The organism is Acidimicrobiales bacterium (assembly GCA_035536915.1).
Taxonomy (GTDB): domain Bacteria; phylum Actinomycetota; class Acidimicrobiia; order Acidimicrobiales; family JAHWLA01; genus JAHWLA01.
Map to the genome: position 1 here is coordinate 44,905 of DATLNE010000014.1, position 17,962 is coordinate 62,866.

Annotated in this window: 17 protein-coding genes and 2 tRNA genes; 7 read left to right on the forward strand and 12 right to left on the reverse strand. The window is 67.9% G+C overall.

What is annotated here, in order from left to right; all coding sequences use genetic code 11:
• Positions 1-91: 91 nt before the first annotated feature.
• Positions 92-925 (forward strand): neutral zinc metallopeptidase, encoded by an 834-nt coding sequence (locus tag VM938_04325; protein HVF74252.1) that lies wholly within the window; start codon positions 92-94, stop codon positions 923-925.
• 38 nt (positions 926-963) lie between these two features.
• Here VM938_04325 and VM938_04330 read toward each other — a convergent pair whose 3' ends face one another.
• From VM938_04330 to VM938_04345, 4 genes are all read right to left on the reverse strand, one after another.
• Entirely contained in the window at positions 964-1,704 is a 741-nt protein-coding gene (locus tag VM938_04330; protein HVF74253.1) for a hypothetical protein, read from the reverse strand.
• Between the two features lie 1,830 nt (positions 1,705-3,534).
• The gene (locus VM938_04335; GenBank protein HVF74254.1) at positions 3,535-4,035 is read right to left on the reverse strand and encodes a toll/interleukin-1 receptor domain-containing protein; all 501 of its coding nucleotides are present in this window, start codon (positions 4,033-4,035) and stop codon (positions 3,535-3,537) included.
• Between the two features lie 358 nt (positions 4,036-4,393).
• Complete coding sequence (locus VM938_04340; GenBank protein ID HVF74255.1) at positions 4,394-4,849, reverse strand: YfbU family protein; 456 nt, start codon at positions 4,847-4,849, stop codon at positions 4,394-4,396.
• 768 nt (positions 4,850-5,617) lie between these two features.
• Entirely contained in the window at positions 5,618-5,791 is a 174-nt protein-coding gene (locus VM938_04345) for a hypothetical protein (GenBank protein ID HVF74256.1), read from the reverse strand.
• 105 nt (positions 5,792-5,896) lie between these two features.
• On the opposite strand from VM938_04345, the gene VM938_04350 reads away from it, so the two are divergent.
• The gene (locus VM938_04350) at positions 5,897-6,874 is read left to right on the forward strand and encodes an ATP-binding protein (GenBank protein HVF74257.1); all 978 of its coding nucleotides are present in this window, start codon (positions 5,897-5,899) and stop codon (positions 6,872-6,874) included.
• A gap of 155 nt (positions 6,875-7,029) precedes the next feature.
• A complete protein-coding gene (locus VM938_04355) occupies positions 7,030-9,345 on the forward strand; it encodes a S8 family peptidase (GenBank protein HVF74258.1) in 2,316 nt (771 codons plus the stop codon).
• Positions 9,346-9,729: 384 nt separating this feature from the next.
• On the opposite strand, the gene VM938_04360 is transcribed toward VM938_04355, so the two are convergent.
• The 5 genes from VM938_04360 to VM938_04380 form a co-directional block, all read right to left on the reverse strand.
• Positions 9,730-9,972, reverse strand: a complete 243-nt coding sequence (locus VM938_04360; GenBank protein ID HVF74259.1) for a helix-turn-helix domain-containing protein — start codon at positions 9,970-9,972, stop codon at positions 9,730-9,732.
• A 56-nt stretch (positions 9,973-10,028) separates the two neighbouring features.
• Positions 10,029-10,490 carry a site-specific integrase gene (locus VM938_04365; protein ID HVF74260.1) on the reverse strand — a complete coding sequence of 154 codons (462 nt, stop codon included), beginning with the start codon at positions 10,488-10,490 and terminating at the stop codon, positions 10,029-10,031.
• On the reverse strand, positions 10,468-11,079 hold the full coding sequence (locus VM938_04370; protein ID HVF74261.1) for a hypothetical protein: 612 nt from the start codon (positions 11,077-11,079) through the stop codon (positions 10,468-10,470). Before VM938_04370 ends, VM938_04365 begins: the two co-directional genes overlap by 23 nt.
• Positions 11,080-11,285: 206 nt before the next feature.
• Positions 11,286-11,360, reverse strand: a tRNA-Cys gene (locus VM938_04375).
• A 37-nt stretch (positions 11,361-11,397) separates the two neighbouring features.
• Positions 11,398-13,521 carry a dehydrogenase E1 component subunit alpha/beta gene (locus VM938_04380; protein ID HVF74262.1) on the reverse strand — a complete coding sequence of 708 codons (2,124 nt, stop codon included), beginning with the start codon at positions 13,519-13,521 and terminating at the stop codon, positions 11,398-11,400.
• 95 nt (positions 13,522-13,616) lie between these two features.
• On the opposite strand from VM938_04380, the gene VM938_04385 reads away from it, so the two are divergent.
• Entirely contained in the window at positions 13,617-14,576 is a 960-nt protein-coding gene (locus tag VM938_04385) for an SDR family oxidoreductase (protein ID HVF74263.1), read from the forward strand.
• Here the strand turns inward: VM938_04385 and VM938_04390 are convergent.
• Positions 14,573-15,334 (reverse strand): sigma-70 family RNA polymerase sigma factor, encoded by a 762-nt coding sequence (locus tag VM938_04390; GenBank protein HVF74264.1) that lies wholly within the window; start codon positions 15,332-15,334, stop codon positions 14,573-14,575. The genes VM938_04385 and VM938_04390 overlap by 4 nt on opposite strands.
• Positions 15,335-15,384: 50 nt before the next feature.
• On the opposite strand from VM938_04390, the gene VM938_04395 reads away from it, so the two are divergent.
• A complete protein-coding gene (locus tag VM938_04395) occupies positions 15,385-15,864 on the forward strand; it encodes a flavin reductase family protein (GenBank protein HVF74265.1) in 480 nt (159 codons plus the stop codon).
• Here the strand turns inward: VM938_04395 and VM938_04400 are convergent, their stop codons facing one another.
• Complete coding sequence (locus VM938_04400; protein HVF74266.1) at positions 15,865-17,055, reverse strand: hypothetical protein; 1,191 nt, start codon at positions 17,053-17,055, stop codon at positions 15,865-15,867.
• Positions 17,056-17,296: 241 nt separating this feature from the next.
• Between VM938_04400 and VM938_04405 the strand changes: the two genes are divergently transcribed.
• Both VM938_04405 and VM938_04410 read left to right on the forward strand, forming a co-directional pair.
• The gene (locus VM938_04405; protein HVF74267.1) at positions 17,297-17,533 is read left to right on the forward strand and encodes a hypothetical protein; all 237 of its coding nucleotides are present in this window, start codon (positions 17,297-17,299) and stop codon (positions 17,531-17,533) included.
• 2 nt (positions 17,534-17,535) lie between these two features.
• Positions 17,536-17,814 (forward strand): ribbon-helix-helix domain-containing protein, encoded by a 279-nt coding sequence (locus VM938_04410; GenBank protein ID HVF74268.1) that lies wholly within the window; start codon positions 17,536-17,538, stop codon positions 17,812-17,814.
• A 48-nt stretch (positions 17,815-17,862) separates the two neighbouring features.
• Here VM938_04410 and VM938_04415 read toward each other — a convergent pair.
• Positions 17,863-17,938: transfer RNA gene (locus tag VM938_04415), tRNA-Gly, on the reverse strand.
• Between the last annotated feature and the right edge of the window lie 24 nt (positions 17,939-17,962).

Consider the following 17,962-nt stretch of genomic DNA (forward strand, 5'->3'; position numbering starts at 1 on the left):
GGGCAGCTTGCCTCTTGACAACTTTTCTTGTCAAGGACGGCTGTGGACCGGCGAGGCTTGCCGCTTCTCCGACAGGGGAAGTAGCGACGTCATGCGATTCCGCCGTGACGCCAACCTCGACACCTCTCAGATCGGCGATCGCCGCGGCATGCGCGCGGGCGGGCCGGTGCTGGCTGGTGGTGGGTTGATCGGGCTGGTGTTCCTCGTCGTGAGCCTCCTGGCCGGCGGGGGCGGCGACGGCTCGGGCTTGCAGTTGGGCAGCGACGAGTCGACGTCGGACCTCTCGGCCCAGTGCCGCACGGGCGACGACGCCAACCAGCGCGACGACTGCCGCATCGTCGGCGTGGTCAACAGCGTGCAGCGCTTCTGGGAAGGCCAACTGCAGGGGTATCGCCGAGCCCGCACGGTGTTCTTCGAGGGAGCCACGCAGACGGGCTGCGGGAATGCCACGTCGGCCGTCGGCCCGTTCTACTGCCCCCTCGACCAGACCATCTACATCGACCTCGGGTTCTACGGCGACCTACGCACCCGTTTCGGTGCGCGCGGTGGGCCGTTCGCCGAGGCCTACGTCATCGCCCACGAGTACGGGCACCACGTCGAGAACCTGCTCGGCGTCCTCGATCGCGCCAAGCGGGGCGACGCGGGTGCCGAGAGCGACAGCGTCAAAGTCGAGCTCATGGCCGACTGCCTGGCGGGCATGTGGGCGCGCGGTGCGGTCGACACCGGGTACATCGAAGAGCTCACCGACGCCGACATTCGCGACGGCCTCGACGCCGCCGCCGCGGTGGGCGACGACCGCATCCAAGAGCGGGCGCAGGGGCGGGTCGATCCAGAGTCTTGGACGCACGGATCGGCCGAGCAGCGCCAGCGGTGGTTCAGCACCGGCTTCCGAACGACGAACGTGGAGCAGTGCCGAACTCTCTGACGGCAATGTGTCTGCCGCGCAAACTCGCGGCAAGGCTGTCACGGGATGCGGACGAATCCCCCGACTTGATCTGCGCGAGGCCTGCTCGTCGGGACGTCGATACCCGGCCCAGCGAGGCGCCACGACACGCGGAGGTCGCCGGGAAGGGTTTCCGGGGGGATCTCCGCCTCCATCCGGAACTCGGCCGTTTTACCCGGGTCGATTGCCTCCACGGGAGTGCAATTGAGCGCGTAGGCGTCCACCCGTGAAACCCCACGGCGACCCCCCACGCTGTTCTGGCCGAGCTCGATCACAAACGCAGGGCAGGGATCGAGGACGATTGCCACTTCCGTCGGGTTCCGCAGCATCACACGGAAATAAAGAACCTCGCCCGGCATAGCCGTAGGGGGCAGCCAGATCTCCGCCCCCAGGGATCGGGCGGGAGAGGGCATCGGGGGCGGTGCTTCGTTCAGGCGCTCGAACGACCCCAGCAAGAGGTGCGAGACGACCTCGTCGGCGGTGCACTCGGGCCGACGCGGTCGGTCAACCGGGGCACCGACGTCGCCGTCGATACCTTTCAAACGCACGACGACGCGTTGGCCCTCAAGGGGGACATTGCAACCCGGAGGGGTCCAGTCCACACGCAGGCGGGCGGGACTGCCGCGCTGAATGTCGATGCGAGAGTCCGCAGGTACCCGCGATTTCCGAGCTTCACCCCGAGACTCGACGCGAACCTCCTCGATGCCCTCGATCCGACAGGAGTCGCTCGACGCCGTTCGTAGCTCCATGAAGCCGTACACGCCGCCGCCGACCGTCTGTGCGAACCACTCGGGGAAGCGAGCCTCGAGCTCCGAGCGTTGGCAGCTACGCCTTGCCCGTTGGGGTTCGACAGGAGGCGGCTGCAGCCGCAGGGACTCCGGGGAGACACGACGACCCGTCCACGGAACACTGCCGTCGGCATGGGTGGTGGCGGCGGTCTGTGGCAGTGTCGAGGGCGACGGTGCCGTGGACCGGTCACCGGACGCGCAGGCAACAAGCAAGGCCAGGGCTCCGGCGAGCCCGACCGCTACGAGTCGTCGTTGCGCTACGACTCGTCCCCGCCGCCGCGATACACGTTCGGTGGGTCGTCGCAGAAGCGAACCTCTCCGGGCGTTTGCTCGATGTTCTCGTAAAAGCTGAGCTTCCACGGGCTGCCGTTGCGAAGAAGATTCACACTGCGCGGGCGTGGTGGGGCGAAGTCGCACTGATCCCACGGGTTCAGGTCCACCCCTGCTCTGTGTCGGCGGTGAATGCCTCCGAAGGGTAATCCGACGGTGGCTCCGAGAGGTGGTAGACCTCGCCGAGGGCGGCACCAGAGCCGGCGCCTCTGCACTGCTTCGCCGCTTTGCGGGCGCAATCGCTGTGTACAGGGCTTTGCAGACCGCTGCCTGACCTTGGGAACTCCCTGGCCAGAGGCAGTTTATCGGTGTGGTGGGGAGCGCTTGGGGAGCAAGATCGAGGCTCGTGGCGGGCGATCGCGGTGAGCAGCGGTCAATGTGGGCGCGCCGGCCGCCACCGAGCAGTACGTCGGTCGTCAGCTGCTCGCGCCGCGGGACATCCGGACCCACTGCTTGACGGCCTCGGTGTTGCGCCAGTGGGGGTAGTCCTTGGGTCGGAGCAACCCTGCACCTTCTCGGATCGCTGACTCGAGCTCCAGCCGCTCAAGCCTCTCCCGCGCCGCTTCCTCCAAGAACCGGCCTCGCCCGCGCTGGCCAACCATGGGCGTCCACTTGCTTGACCAACTCGTCATTGAAAGTCACTCGCATCTGCGACATCTGCGTCTGGGCTCGCTCGGCGTGGTCCCGACTATGCCCACTCGGTCAGCGCAGCGCGGCCTAAAAAAGCAAAACCAGGCCAGCAGCTGAGGCTACTGGCCCGCACCATTGTTGGCCCCCGACGACAGCCCACACGAGCCTGTCAAGGGGCGCCCGGCGGCTCGTGTCCGGCCTCGGCTCCGCCGCCCCTTGACCGGCTCGTACGTGCCAGCGAGGGCTGACAGTCCCACCCACGCGAGGGACGACAGACATCAAACGGAACCCGACGACGACCACGATGACGAGGCCGGAACCAGATATTCAGCAGGAGGTCGACTGAGTACTTACGTCACTTGACAGCAAGGCCGATAAAGGCTGCACACACTTTGCACAGCAAGCTGTGGCCACCCATGTCGCCGCCCGCCACGGGCTGCTGTCAGGTCGCAGCGGTCGTTACGACGACGGCGTGGCAGGCGCACCTCTCCCGAGCCCACTGCGCGTCAGTCTGCGTGAGGAAGTCGATCACGATCTCTCGTCCGCGATCGCGCCGACCGCGGCGTTCGTATGGGTGCGCTCCATGCCACCGTGATGAACCTCGGCACCGCGGGACGACCAGAGCGTTCGCTGGACGCGTCCCGAGCCCGTCAACCGCTGCAGACGCGATAGGTGCTGCCTTCCTGCTCAGCTTGCCGCGTGTAGTCGAGGCGTCATTCGGAACGGGTTGGGCGACGGTGCGTCAGGTGACCGATCTCGCCGGTGCATTCCTCCTCCGGCCCCGAGGCACGACTAGCCAAACGGAGACGAGCTTGGGACCGCGATGAGAGGCACCCGTCCCCGTCAGTCGCCGCTCTCAGCAGCCGCCGCCGCGGCGACCTTCTTGGCGGCGTCCTGCATCGACAAACCGTCGCCAATGGTCAGGCCCGACCGCGCTGCGAGCAGCGGACTCACCGCTCGGAGGGCATCGAACGTCGTGCCGTGGGCGACAGGAATCACCCGGTCAGTGAAGAGCAACGCAGAGAGTTCCTGGTCGGCGACTCCCTGGGCCTCCAAGCTCTTGAGCAGCGCCGGGGTCACGAGCACGATCCCGATGCGGGACATCGCCAGGCCTCTATCGATCTCGCGCAGGAGCGACTTGCCGAGTCCGACCTCGGTCTCGCTGAACCAGACCGTCGCACCGCTCGCGACCAGCTCGTCGTAAAGATCCTTCGCTGCTCCCTGCCGGTCATCCCAGGCGTGGCAGAGGAAGAGGTCGCGACGGTCGGGGTAGGTCCGCGCCTGCACCTCGGCAACACGGACGACCGGCTCGAACGTACGCCACTCCGTGGGCGAGTACGACACGGTCCCGCCGCCGCGCAGGCGACGCGTGCCACCACCGCCGCCGCCCGACGGGACACCGCTCGACGACCCGCCGCCGTACGACCCTCTGCCTCCCGTCGGGTATCGCGAGGGAGGGCTGTAGGAGGAGTATAAGGACGATCGGTAACGGCTCCCGCACGCAGGACAGTTCGCGGCGGCGGCCGCAGATCGGTGCCCTCGAACGGGTGCCGTGCATCGCGCCATGCTCCGAGGATACAAGCGATGGCCACGATCTCATGGAACGATCGCAGATCGCGAAACGTGGCGCGAACGTGTGATCGTCAGACCCAAAAGCATCGGCGGCGACCGCGGGCTCTACCCCCGGACGCCCCGGACGTCGTCAGCCCCGACTCTCTGCGATCCGACCCAGTTCGTCGGCGTTCAGATGGCGCATGCTGGCGGCGCGCATCTTCTCCCGCCAGATGGGGTCGTAGACGTCGAGCATGGCCTGATACCTGCTGAGCATCAGCGAGTGGCTATTGCCCCCGTCCGCCGCCTTCACGTCGTCGACCAGGTCCCTCCAGCGGCCCGTCGCTTGCAGGTAATCGACGTAGCTGGCCATCTTGCCCTCCCGCGCATCGTTACCGTCGAAGCCCTGGAAGAACAGGACGTACTTGTGATCGGCCAGCAACGCGGCCCGCTCGGTCTCATCCAATTCGGCGATGCTCGCCTTCATCACTCGGAACATGTCGAGGATGTCGTAGACGAGGCGGCAGTCGTCATGCGGCAGCTCGGAGTAGGGCGAGAACACCTTCCCGTACTCGGCCGTGTAGCCCTGCGTGAGGACCTCCTGCATCGCCGGTGATAGTCGGTCTCGCTCTCGTCGAGGTGCGACAGGATCTGGTGCTGGAGCGCGAGCGTCTGCCGCTCGAAACGGGATAGCGAAGTCGGCGCGCTCAGGTCGTCGTAGTCCGTGCTCATCGCCTGCCTGTCCGGTGGCTGCTTGTGTTGTCGGGCGTCGAGATCTTACCGAGGCGCTTTCATTACCTTGTTCGAACGCTGTTCCCCTCCGCACTGAGGTTTCGGTGGCGAGTGCGCACGTTACTGAGTCAACACCGGTCATCTGCGCACCGATGGGCGCCACTTCGGACACGTCTCGCACCAGCCGCCGCGGCCTATCCGGCGTTGCGAATGGAAGTCGCAGTGGTGCACTACGGCCAGCTCGGCCCTAACGAGGGACACGCGCTCGATCGTCGTCAGCCGAAAACAACCGAACGCCGTAGACCCCCAGTCGTGAGGCTCATCACGCACGCGCACGAGAGTCGATGTCGACGACAGTTTCGATCGTCAGCGAGCCGCTGCGCGCCGCTCGTCGTTCGTATGGCTACGCTCCCCTTGCCGATGGCGCGCAGCAGATGGGAACGGATCGCCCGTTCGGGGCCGTGTTCCACTCGTTTCCAGCCCATTGGCTGGCTCGCCGGCCCCTGCTGTGTCCGACAGCGCCCCAACGCCCCCCAGACGGCCGTGAGCGTGTTGCAGTCGGGCGTACCCGTGCGTCCGTCGTAGACAAGCCGCAGCGCAGGGCGTCGAAGATGCACCGCAGCACCGCGTCCGGCTCGTCCCGTCAGGTCGTCCAGCCGGGCGATGGGGTCGTCCAGCACCACCGGCTCGTCGTCGTCCCGCGCCCCAACTGGTCGAGAAGTGCGCCGAGCATGGCCAGCTTCTTCTCGCGCTCGGCGGTCGGCTCCGACAGCCGCTCGGGCATGGCCCGGAATGATGCTGCCGTCCTGGTCGTCACGATCCTCGAGCTGGTGGACGAGCCGGAAGCCCCACATGATCGCCAGCGTCGGCGAAGAACATGCGTACGCTGAGGGCGTGCGAGGCGACGATGGCACGGAGTGACTTGGTCAAGGCGCTGATGCGGAGCCATCAGCAAGGCGACGATCGCGCCTTCCACTCCGCCGCCGAGGCACTCATCGAGGACGAGCGACGGAAACGGCATGATCTCCTCGCTAACGAATTGACGGCGATTCTCCAAGAACCGACGTCAGGCAAGCGGCCGCTGCACGTTTCCTCACTCAAGCCGTTGCCGAAGACCCGAGACGACCTCCCCTTGTTGTCGATCTCGCAGCCGTCAGTCACGTTCCAGGATCTCGTGCTCCCGGCCGACGTGAGCTCCGTCTTGGAGTCCGTGGTCGACGAGTTTCGCCAACGGTCGATGCTGCGAGCGCACGGGGTTCGCCCTCGCTCAACGCTCCTCTTTGTCGGGCCGCCGGGATGCGGAAAATCTGTCAGCGGCGCCGCGATCGCCGGTGAACTCGGGCTGGCTATCGCCCGAATCCAGCTCGCCACCGTCGTATCGTCGTACCTCGGAGAGACGGCGCGGAACCTCGAACAGATCTTCACCTTTCTCAACAGCGGTTCGTGGGTGCTTCAGTTCGACGAGTTCGACATGCTCGGCCGCGAGCGATCAGACCGGTCGGACCACGGTGAACTTCGACGCGTCGTTGCTGCAATGTTGCAGATCATCGATGAAAACAATGCCGACTCTGTGTTTGTTGCCACTTCGAATCATCCGGGACTGCTCGATTCGGCCGTCTGGCGTCGCTTCGATGAGGTTGTGGAATTCCCGCTTCCAGACGAAGCAGCGCGCGCCGCACTAATTCGGCTAAAACTCCGAGGAGTGCGAGCAGACTTGAAGCCTACTGAAGAGGCCCGTCGAATGGAGGGGCTCAGCGCAGCCGACATCGAAAGCGTCTGTCTGAACGCTATTAGGCTGATGGTTCGCCGCTTCGACAAGGCGGTAACCGCCGAGCACATCGCGTACGGAATGGAACGGGAAGAGGCACGGAGACGAGCGATCAACAGCTCCCTGGGATGAGCGATGGAGCCCAGGGGGGGCTCCATCTACTTCGGCTGAGGCGGACGCTTGAACCAGGCGGGCGTCGGCCGGGCCGCGGGTTCGGAGGCGGACGCCGCCATGAGGATCTCCCTCGCCACGGTGGTGAGCTTCAGCAACGTGCCCGGACTATCACCATGGGCCATCTCGCCCGGACCGCCGTTCTTGGCATCGACCCCCGTCTCGTGCTCGTGTTTGAACTCGGCGCGCCAGTCGAACCGGAGGACTTCCGACGGGCGGGACTACGCGTGCTCGACGCCTCGCACCGCCGTGTCGTCATCGCCTTCGCCGACGACCCGGAGCTCGCAGCGTTCAATGAGCGCCTGGACGCACTGCAGGGCGGGGCACCGGAGGGCCAGAAGTCGGAGCCGTACGCGGCGTTCTTCGACGCTATCGACAGCCTGCGGACTCTGGGACCGGATGACCGCGTCACGGAGCGGTTGGCGCAGGTCCTCGCATCCGGCTCAGCCGACGGGATGCTACGGCTGGACGTCGAGTGCTGGCACCCCGACGACCGCGACCTCGCCGCGGATTGGCTCGCAGCGCTCTCCGATGCCGTTGATCAAGCCGGCGGGCGCGTGGCGGACCGCTACGTCCATGATGCAGCAGGGCTTCTGCTCGCACGCGTGTATGCGCCGGCCAAACGGGTACACGAGCTCGCCGAGCTTGACTTCGTAGCACGAATCGACGTACTTCCGACCCCCGCGCTCACCGTGCCGCAGCTTTTGGGAACGGACGATGCGCGACTCCCTCCGGTTGAGCCGCCCGCGGACGGGGCACCGATCGTCGGGGTGATCGACTCAGGCGTCCGTTCGGCTCACCCCCTCCTGGCTGGCGCGGTCGTGACCGCGGACGCACTCGGCACGGGCATCGCCGACGGCCAGGACGAACACGGGCACGGGACGATGATCGCCGCACTGATTCTTCACGGTCGCGTGGACAGCGCCATCGCCCGCGGGCTGCCCCTTCGGCCGCTCGCGCAGATCGTCTCAGCTCGCGTGCTCAACTCCGAAAACCAATTCCCGGAGGAAGACCTGTGGGAACGGGACCTCGCGGACGCAGTTGAATGGTGTGTCGATCAGGGCGCTTCGGTAATCAACATCTCGCTCGGCGACAATCGGGCCGTCCTTTCCGAGGCACGTCAGATGAGCGCCGCCGCCGTCATCGACGCCCTGGCGCGTCGGCACGGGGTCACGATCGTGATCTGCACCGGCAACATCGGACCGCTCGACTACATGGACGTGAGCGACGAAGGTGCCGCTGTTGCGTATCCCGCGCCGCTTCTGGACGCCGCCCACGCCCGGCTCATTGATCCCGCTCCCGCCATGCTCGCTCTCACCGTAGGCGGGATGACCCAGGCGGCCGCCGCGACCGGACTGAGCGGGCGCGAGACGGTCGTCCGAGTTCCCATGGGACGCCCGGGCTGGCCGTCCCCGTTCACGCGAGTGGGCCCGGGCGTTGGCGGCGCGGTAAAGCCTGAACTGGTCGAGCTGGCAGGAACGCTGGGGATCGAGTCCGGCCGGCTTGTGGACAATGACGCCGAGTTGAGTGTGATCAGCGCGGGAGCCGCCGTAGACCGGCTCCTTGCTTTCGATGTCGGTACGAGTTTCGCGGCGCCTCTCGCCACCCGCGTCGCCACGGCTGTCAAGGCCAGATTTCCGGACTTCTCGGCTAATCTGGTTCGCGCCCTGGTGTTGTCATCGGCTGAGCCACCTGCATTCGGGCAGGAATTGGAAGCCGAGCGCCCGTCAGACCGCGCCGAGGCGGTTCGTCGCCTCTTCGGATACGGGCGACCATCCATCGCGCGAGCTACTGAGTCGACCACCCACCGTGTCGTCCTCGTAGCCGAGGATCAGATCCCGATCGACGGAATCCACATCTACGAGATTCCTGTTCCCGAAGCGTTCTTCGCCGCGGGTGGGCAGAGAGGGCTGGACGTTGCGCTTGCATATAGCCCCCGGACGCGCGCGCACAGGCTCGATTACATGGCGAGCCGCATGGAGTTCCACCTGGTCCGTGGGATGCCTCTCGACGACGTCGCCCGAATATTCGCCCAGTTGGAGGACGAGGCAGATGACGGCGAGAATGCCGATACTGATGTCCAAGGCGAAGCAGGTGGGCAGGAGCTTGATGCCGAACCGGCTCAGCCCACGTCGCTCCGACAACTCGGCTCCCGCTACTGCGGGATGTCACCGTCGACCACTGTTCGGTCGCGCGGGGCCAACCAGCTCGGTCGAGTCGTGTTCAGCCAACGCCTGGACCGGGACCGCCACACCCCCATGCACCTTGTTGTTCGGAACCTGAACCGGTGGGACGACTCCACGGCGACACAGCCCTACGCCCTGGCGCTGGCGCTTTGGCGGACCGAGTCGCACGGCGAACTCTACGCCGAGCTTGAGGCACGACTTGAAACGGTCGTAGAGGTGCCCGTCGAAATCGAGCTTCGGCCTTGACGCCAACGCTGGCGGACAACCTCACGGATGCGCCTCTGGGAGCGCCGCGGCCGCTACCGCTGGCCCACCGCTCGCAGTCGTCCGAGTCGTTACGGTGCCGAGGTCTCTACGTGACCCTTGCCGGACGCTTGCGGCCGTGACCGAATCGGTGAGCGGCGGGCATCGAAGCCCACGGCGGTCGCTCTCACGGCCGCCGGGGTTTGCTGGCAACGAATGACCGCGGCGAGTTCCCATCAGTGTTCATCCCGCCGAGGGTTCGGACCCGTGCAGGCGCGAGAAAGCAGGCGAGAGAGCGGGCTCTTCATGCGCTTCATGTTTGCGTCTGAAGTCGGTCAGCGAAGGACGCAAGGGTTGTAGTCGGCACAGCGGCTGGGAACGCTCTGCCTAGCTCGCGCGGCTGCGGTTCCGGTCGAGCCAGGCGGCGATGTCGTCGGGGTCGAAGCGGATGAGGTGGCCCCACTTGATGAAGGGGATGCGGCGCTCGGCGATGAGGCGTCGGATGTGGCGCTCCTTGACGCCGAGGTGGGCGGCGAGCCCCGGCACGTCGAATAGCCGGGGCAGCGCCGCCTTGTCGATCATCGGGACTCGGTCAGGCGACGGGCGGTTCTGGTCGTTGATGGCAGTCACGGGCAGCAACGTGCGCCGAGGGACTGACACGACCCCTGACCGCTCGCCTGACAGCCCTACGCCACCTCGCTGACACCGCCGCCTCGGCGGGCCGTGTCAGTTGCGTTGAACGCCTTGTCGAACGCCGACGCGATCGCCTCGTCGAGTTCCGGGAACAGGTCGCCGTAGCGGTCGAGCGTGACCGTGATCGACGCATGGCCCATCCGCACCTGGATCGTCTTGGCGTGGGCACCCGCTCGGATGGCCAGCGCCACGCTCGTGTGGCGCAGGTCGTGGAATCGGCACTTCACGCGGGCGGCGGCCAGCGCGGGCTTGAAGTAGTGCGTGTGGAAGCTCGACGCGATCAGCGGGTTGCCCGCCTGGTTCACGAACACCAAGCCGTCCGCGCCCGGCGCCGAGAACCGGTCCATGTGCTCGGCCAACATCCGCGCCGTGAACGGGGAGATGGCGATGGTCCGCACGCCCGCCTCCGACTTGGGTGGGTGCCAGACCCACTCACCGTTGTCCAGGCGGATCAACTGCTCGACCACCTCGACCTTGCACGCCTTTCAGGTCCACCCGTGACCGGCGCAGTCCCACCAGCTCGCTCCAGCGCATGCCGCTGTCGACGGCCAGGAAGATCAGCGCGCGATAACGGTCCGGCAGGCCGTCGGCCAGGTCGAACACCTGCGGCCAGTCGAGGATCGCCATGCGCCGCCTTGGGACGCTCGGCGGCTGGACGCCGGCGCACGGGTTCGACGCCAACCGCTTGTGCTTGACCGCAACCTCCAGCACGCGGTGCAGCGTCCGGTAGTGGCGGTGCACCGACGACGGCGCCAGGCCGCTGTCGATCTCGTCCAGCAGCCACTCCTCGATCTCCTCGGCCCGCAGGCGACCGAGGCGGTACGTCCCGAACTTCGGCAACACGTACCGGCCGAGGTCACGGCGATACGTCTGCTGCGTGGTGTCGGCCAACCGCCGCGCCAGCGACATGAAGCGCTCGCACCACTCCCCCAGCGTCATGTCGGCCGCACGGGGATCGATCCACGAGCCCCGCTCCAGCGCCACCTCTTCCTCGCGCACCCAGCGCTCGGCGTCGGCCTTCAGGGTGAACGACTTCGACCGCAATCGGCCGCTCGCGTCGCGGTACCGGCCCCGGTACTTGCCGTGGTGCTCTCGATGAACCCCATCTCCAACCTCCGGTCTTGGGGAGCGCTTGGGGAGCGCTCGGCCTGAAAACCAGGGGGTTCGGGGGGTCGACGGCGGTCACTCCCGGTCTGTCACGGACAGACCGAAAACCGCCCCTGACCTGCCATTATGCACGCAGATCAGGTTGGAGGCGGCGACCGGAATCGAACCGGTGTACAGGGCTTTGCAGGCCCTTGCCTAAGCCACTCGGCCACGCCGCCAGGAGGTTGCAGTGTAGGTGGCGGCGACCGGCCGTGCTCAGTACGCCAACAACTCCTCGGCGGCGGCGGCGATGTCGTCGATCTGCGGGAGCACGGCGTTTTCCAGCGTGGGCTCGTAGGCCACGTGCGTGTCGATGGCCGCCACCCGGCGCACCGGGGCGTCGAGGTGCTCAAAGCAGTTGTCGGCCACCCACGCTGCCACCTCGGCCCCGAACCCGCACGTGACGATGTCCTCGTGCACCACCAGCACCCGCCCCGTCCGCTTCACGGAGGCGGCGACCAGCTCCTGGTCCCACGGCACGATCGTGCGCAGGTCGATCACCTCGATGTCGCCGACCTCGGCATCCGCCAGCCGCTCGGCCGCTCGCAACGACTTCTCCACGGTGGCGCCGTAGGTGACGATGGTGAGGTCGGCCCCCGGCCTGCGCACCTCGCCCCGCCCGAACGGCAGCACCCAGTCGGACGGCGGGTACGGGTCGCGGGTGTAGGGCTGGCGCAACAGGTGCTTGTGCTCCAGGAACAGCACCGGGTCCTCGTGCCGGAACGCGGCGCGTAGCAGCCCCGCGGCGTCACGGGCGCGTGACGGAAAGGCGATCAACAACCCGGGCACGTGGGCAAAGATCGACTCTCCGGACTGGCTGTGCCAGATCGACCCGCCGGTGAGGTAACCGCCGATCGGCACCCGCACGACCATGGGGCAGGTGAACGCCCCGTTTGAGCGCCAGCGGATGGTGGCCACCTCGCTCTTGAGCTGCTGCATGGCAGGCCAGATGTAGTCGAAGAACTGGATCTCCGGCGCGGGCCGCAACCCTCGGATGGCCTGGCCCACCGCCCGCCCGATGATGTTGGCCTCGGCCAACGGCGTGTTGTAGCAGCGGGCGATGCCGTACGTCCGCTGCAGCCCGTGGGTGGTGCCGAACACCCCGCCCTTGCCCTCGACGTTGGCCAGCACCTGCTCCCGGGCGTCGGCCACGTCCTCGCCGAACACCCGGATGCGCTCGTCGGCCGCCATCTGCTCGTGCAGCGTGCGCTTGATCGCCTCGCCGAAGGCCACTACGTCGCCGGCGCCCTCGCCTTCAGCGGGCACCTCCCCCGGGTCGGGCAACGAGGGCATGGCCACGACGTGCTCCCGGATCGTGGCGGGGTCGGGCCGAGCAGCACCCAGCGCTTCTCGCGCCGCGTCGGCCACGATCTGCTTGGCGTCGTCGCGGATGGCTCCGGCCTCTTCCTCCGTCAGCACACCGCCCCGTACCAGGTTGCGCTCCATCAGCAGGATGGGGTCGTGGTCGGCCTCGTCGGCCAACTCCTCGGTGGAGCGGTACTTGCTCTGGGTGTCGGCCGCCGAGTGCGAGTACGGCCGGGTCACCGTGGCGTGGATGAGCGCCGGCCCCACGCCGGCCCGCACCTGGGCGATGGCCTTGGCCCCGTTGCGCCGGGCCGTGAAGTAGTCGCGCCCGTCGAAGCGGTGCACCTCCAACCCACGGAAGCCCCGCACCAACTCCGAGATCGGCGCAGGCGACTGGTCGGACGACGGCACCGAGATGGCGAAGCCGTTGTCGGCCACCAGGAACAGCACCGGCAGGTGCAAGGTGGCGGCCGTGTTCAACGACTCCCAGAACTCGCCCTCGGAGGTGGCCCCCTCCCCCAGCGAGACGTACGTCAGCTCGTCGCCGTGGGCCGAACAGCCCGGCAGTTGCGGGCGCCGGGAGATGTAGCGGGCCGCCTCGGCGCATCCCACCGCGGGCAGGCACTGGCTGCCCGTGGGGCTCGACTGGGTGACGATGTTGAGCTCCCGCGACCCCCAGTGCGACGGCATCTGCCGCCCACCCGACGCCGGGTCGTCGGCCGAGCCGACCGCCTGGAGCAACACCTCTGTGGGCGTCACCCCGAGGCCCAGCACCAAGGCCTGGTCGCGGTAGTACGGGAAGAACCAGTCGTAGGCGGGCCGCAGCGACCGGGCTAGCCCCAGCAGCAGCGCCTCGTGGCCCGCCCCGGAGATCTGGAAGAACACCTTCGACTGCTTCTGGAGGGCCATCTCCCGGTCGTCGATTGCCCGCGACACGCACGCCAGGCGGAAGTCGTCGACCAACTCCTCGTGGGGGAACCCGAACAGCGAGCCGCCGCCGCTGGAGCGATCGCTCATCGTCGTGGTGGCTGCCATCGACCTCCCTCGGTTCCCCACGCAGCGTACCGCCGCCCTTGTCGTTCCCCACGCCAACGTTTTCCTCCCTCCCTCCGAGGGGTAGCCGCCCTTGCATGGCGGATCGTGTCGTTGTCATCACCGGAGGTTCAGCGGGCGTGGGACGGGCCACGGCCCAGGCCTTCGCCAAACAAGGCGCCACCGTCGCCGTGCTCGCTCGTGACCCCGACCGCCTGGAGGAGACGGCCAAGGAAATCGAATCCCTCGGCGGACGCGGGATGGCCGTGCCCGTCGACATGGCCGACGCCGCCGGGGTCGACGACGCCGCCGAGCGGGTGGAACGCGAGGCAGGGCCGATCGACGTGTGGGTGAACAACGCCATGACGTCGGTCTTCGCCCGCTTCCTCGACGTCACGCCCGAGGAGTTCCAACGGGTCACCGAGGTGACCTACCTGGGCTACGTCTACGGCACCCGCGCGGCGCTGACCCGCATGGTCCCCCGCAACCGCGGCGTGGTGATCCAGGTCGGCTCCGCCCTCGCCTACCGCGGCATCCCCTTGCAGGCGGCCTACTGCGGGGCCAAGCACGCCATCCAGGGCTTCACCGAATCCGTTCGCACCGAACTGTTGCACGAGGGCAGCGCCGTCGAGCTGTGCCAGGTGCACCTGCCTGCGGTCAACACGCCGCAGTTCGACTGGGTGCTGTCACGCCTGCCCCGACGGGCCCAGCCCGTCCCTCCGATCTACCAACCGGAGTTGGCCGCCGACGCCGTGGCCTTCGTGGCCGAGCACCCCACTCGGGAACTGTGGGTGGGCGGCACCACCGTCGCCACGTTGGCGGCCAACAAGGTGATGCCCGGCGTGCTCGACCACTACCTGGCCCGCACCGGCGTCGACGGGCAGCAGACCGACGAACCCACCGACCCCGACCGTCCGTCGAACCTGTGGTCGCCGGTGCCCGGCCCCTTCGGCGCCCACGGCGCCTTCGACGACGAGGCCACAAGCACGAGCCCCACGCTCGCCCTCACCAAGCTCAAGCACCGGGCCACCTCCGCCCTACGCCGAGCCCGGGGTTAGACCGCCGGGGCGCCTGCCTGGGCCGACTGTTCGGCCACCGTGCGCAAGCGGGCCAGGCTGCGCGACAGCAACCGCGACACGTGCATCTGGCTCACCTGCATGTGCACGGCGATCTCCGACTGGCTCAGTTCCTCCCAGAAGCGCAGGCGCAGGATGGCCCGTTCCCGTTCGGGCAGGCCTTCGAGCAGGAACGCCACGGTGTTGCGGTCCTCGAGGAACTGCAAGCCCTTGTCCTCGTGGCCGAACTCGGGCAGCTCGACGGCCTCGTCGCCGAAGCGGCCTGCTTCGAGCGAGCCGAGCCTGTAGTTGCGGCCCACCTCCATGGCCTCGACGACTGCTTCTTCGGTGATGCCTGCGTACTCGGCGATCTCGGGGATGGTGGGCGACCGGCCCAGCTCCTGGTCGAGGGCGTCGACGGCGCTGCGCACGTCGAGGTACAGCTCCTGCAACGAGCGAGGGACCCGCAGGCGCCACGTGGTGCGGAAGTGACGCTTCAACTCACCGACGATGGTGGCCTGGGCGTAAGCGTCGAACGCCGTTCCCCGAGACGGGTCGTAGCGCTCGATGGCTCGCGACAAGGCGATGAGGGCGACCTGCGTCAGCTCGTCAAGGGGCTCGCCGCGGCCCGCGAAGCGCCGGGCGATGGCACGAGCCAAGGCGGTGTGCTCTCGCACCAGTTCCTCGCGAAGGCGCTCGTCGCGCGTTGCGCAATACCGGTGCAACCGTTCCGCCGCGTGGTCGGGGGCCGTTGCCGCCATGAGAACGGTGTAATTCTGGCAGATCGCACACGAGATCGACAGGAACGACGTTGCACGCTTTTGAGGCCCTCGCCGCCACCCTCGACTACCCCATGTACATCGTGACCACGAGCGCGCAGGACGAGCGCGCCGGGTGCCTCGTCGGCTTCACCACCCAGTGCAGCATCGACCCGCCGCGGTTTTTGGTCTGCCTCTCCAAAGCCAACCGCACGGAACGGGTGGCGCGGCACGCCGAGGTGCTCGTCGTGCACCTGGTCGACGCCGAACGCCGTGACCTGGCCGAGTTGTTCGGCGGCGAGACCGGCGACGAGGTCGACAAGTTCGCCGGCGTCCGCTGGGAGCCCGGGCCTGCCGGGGCCCCCGTGCTCGACGACTGCGCCCGATGGTTCGCGGGCCGCATCCTCGACCGCTTCGACCTGGGCGACCACGTGGGCTACCTGCTCGAACCGGTCGACGGGGCTGCAGAAGCGGCAGGCCCCTTCTTCACCTTCCAGTCGGCCCGCACCATCGAAGCGGGCCACCCCGCCTGACTACCCGCGGGCCAACATGGCGTCGACCAGTCGAAGGGTTTCGGCGTGGTCAGGGGGCTGCGAGTCAAAGCGGATGACGACCGCTTCCGTGCGACCCCGTGTGCCGTGGACGATGTCGCTCCAGAGGGTGCCTGTGCCGCCGAATGCATCGCCGTCCAAGCGGATCCGCGAATACCGCACATCGGCGCGGCCGGAGAGTGCACCCCGCTCGGTCACCGTCATGCGCACCCGGTCGAAAAGACCATCTCCGTCGCCTGCGAACTCCTCCCGAATCCCCTCCGCCGTACACGTCGCGAACTGGGGATGGTCGAACGCCGCACTGCCTGCCTTCGCGGCCTCGTCGGACAGCCAAACGGCCACGCGGGCCCGCACCGAAGCCAAGCCGCGGGTGAAACCCACGAGGCCGGTGGAACCGGGCGGCTCGACGGCGGGGACGCTGAGACAGGCCGCAAGATCCGGATCAGTCCAGGGCTTTTTCGTGCCGTTCGAGGCCGCCGGTCGCCACCCCGGTCCCATGTCCGCTGCGGTGAGGATCATCGTGGCGGCACGCCGCGCCTGGGGGGAGGGGCCGAAGTCCACGCCGAACGGGGCCATGCAATCGGCGCTTGTGCCCTCGCTGGTGCCGTCGGGCACGCCCTTGACGTAGAGGCAGCCAGACCCCGAGGGAGCACGGGCCGCCAGGTAGAAGACGGGCTCGTCGCCCGGCCGCACCCGAGGGGCGTCGACGTAGACGGCGCCCGCGCCGTCGGGCGCGAACCCCTTGCGCAACGGCGCCTTGGACGCGGCGGCCCGCAGGTCCAACGGTGCCGCCGTATAGGCACCACGTGACTTGAAGTGCGCGGCCTGGGCGGCCACCACATCGGCCATGGCTGCCTTGGCCTCGGCGTCGGTGGTCATCGGCAGCCCGGCGTCGGCGATCGCTTCTGTCACCTCTTCCGACGAACGGCGGCTTACGAAGAGCGCGGCGGCCAGCACCACGACCACCAGTGCGACGACGCTGCCCACCGTCGTCCACGACACGCCCGAGCCTCGCGGCGTCGGACGCGGCGTCACCGTCGACGAGGGCAGGACGCCGTCGAAGGACAGGCGCCGCTCCACCGGCGGCGGCGGCGTCGGCGTCGGCGCGAACACGGGCGCGGGGCGCACGGGCACAGGCGAGCCAACCGTGGCGACGAGAACGGGCTCGGGCACGACGACCGGCTCGGCCCCGGCGGCGGCCTCAGGTGCGGACAGGGCAAAGCACCACGGGCAGAACTGACTGCCGACGTCGCGCTGCTCCCCACACGAATGACACGAAACCACGATTTTGCCGCCCTTCACCCGGTTCCCCCGCGTCGGGGCCGCATGGTTCCGTATCGGCCACGCAGCGTGAGATGTGAGGTGTCGGCCCGGATCCCTTCTGCACGGGTGGTTTCGTAGTACGATTGCCGTGGTGAACATTCACCCCTCGGCGCTCACACACGGCATCGACGCTGAGGACATCGAGCATGCCGTCCTGAACGCCATGGTGATCGAGGATCTGGATGACGACACGAGGCTCTACCTCGGCCCCCGCCACGACGCCGCTCTGCTCGAGGTCGTGTCGTTGCTGCGGACCGATGGATCGGAACTCGTGATCCACGCCATGCCGATGCGGGCGAAGTACAAGCGCCTGCTCCCAGGAGGGTGACGATGGCAAAGAAGACACACGGCCGGACCCGAAGCGGCAAGGCGATCACCGACGCGCTGGTCGAGGCGGTGGCCAAACAGGCCGAGGAAGGCTTCGACGTCGGCGAGATCCTTCGGCGCCGCGGCGGCCGCCCGCCGATGGGTTCAAGTGCTGCCTCTGTGGAGTCGGTGCGACTCGACCCGGAGCTAAGCGAAGCCCTGCGACAGAGGGCTGAGGAGGAGGGCCGCACGAGTTCCGACGTGATCCGTGCAGCTCTCCGCCGCTACCTCAAAGCCGGCTAGAACTCCAGCCCAAACCACAAGTGGGAGGCCCTTCCGGGCCTCCCACAGTGGAGCGGACGACGGGATTCGAACCCGCGACCCTCACCTTGGCAAGGTGATGCTCTACCAGCTGAGCCACGTCCGCAGCGGGGGCAACGATAGCAAACCG

Excerpts from the sequence above, each read along its gene's own strand:
- VM938_04380 (HVF74262.1), bottom strand. The coding sequence starts at position 13,521 with ATGGCAGCCACCACGACGATGAGCGATCGCTCCAGCGGCGGCGGCTCG.
- VM938_04325 (HVF74252.1), top strand. The coding sequence starts at position 92 with ATGCGATTCCGCCGTGACGCCAACCTCGACACCTCTCAGATCGGCGAT.
- VM938_04340 (HVF74255.1), bottom strand. The coding sequence starts at position 4,849 with ATGCAGGAGGTCCTCACGCAGGGCTACACGGCCGAGTACGGGAAGGTG.
- VM938_04410 (HVF74268.1), top strand. The coding sequence starts at position 17,536 with ATGGCAAAGAAGACACACGGCCGGACCCGAAGCGGCAAGGCGATCACC.
- VM938_04390 (HVF74264.1), bottom strand. The coding sequence starts at position 15,334 with ATGGCGGCAACGGCCCCCGACCACGCGGCGGAACGGTTGCACCGGTAT.
- VM938_04385 (HVF74263.1), top strand. The coding sequence starts at position 13,617 with ATGGCGGATCGTGTCGTTGTCATCACCGGAGGTTCAGCGGGCGTGGGA.
- VM938_04355 (HVF74258.1), top strand. The coding sequence starts at position 7,030 with ATGGGCCATCTCGCCCGGACCGCCGTTCTTGGCATCGACCCCCGTCTC.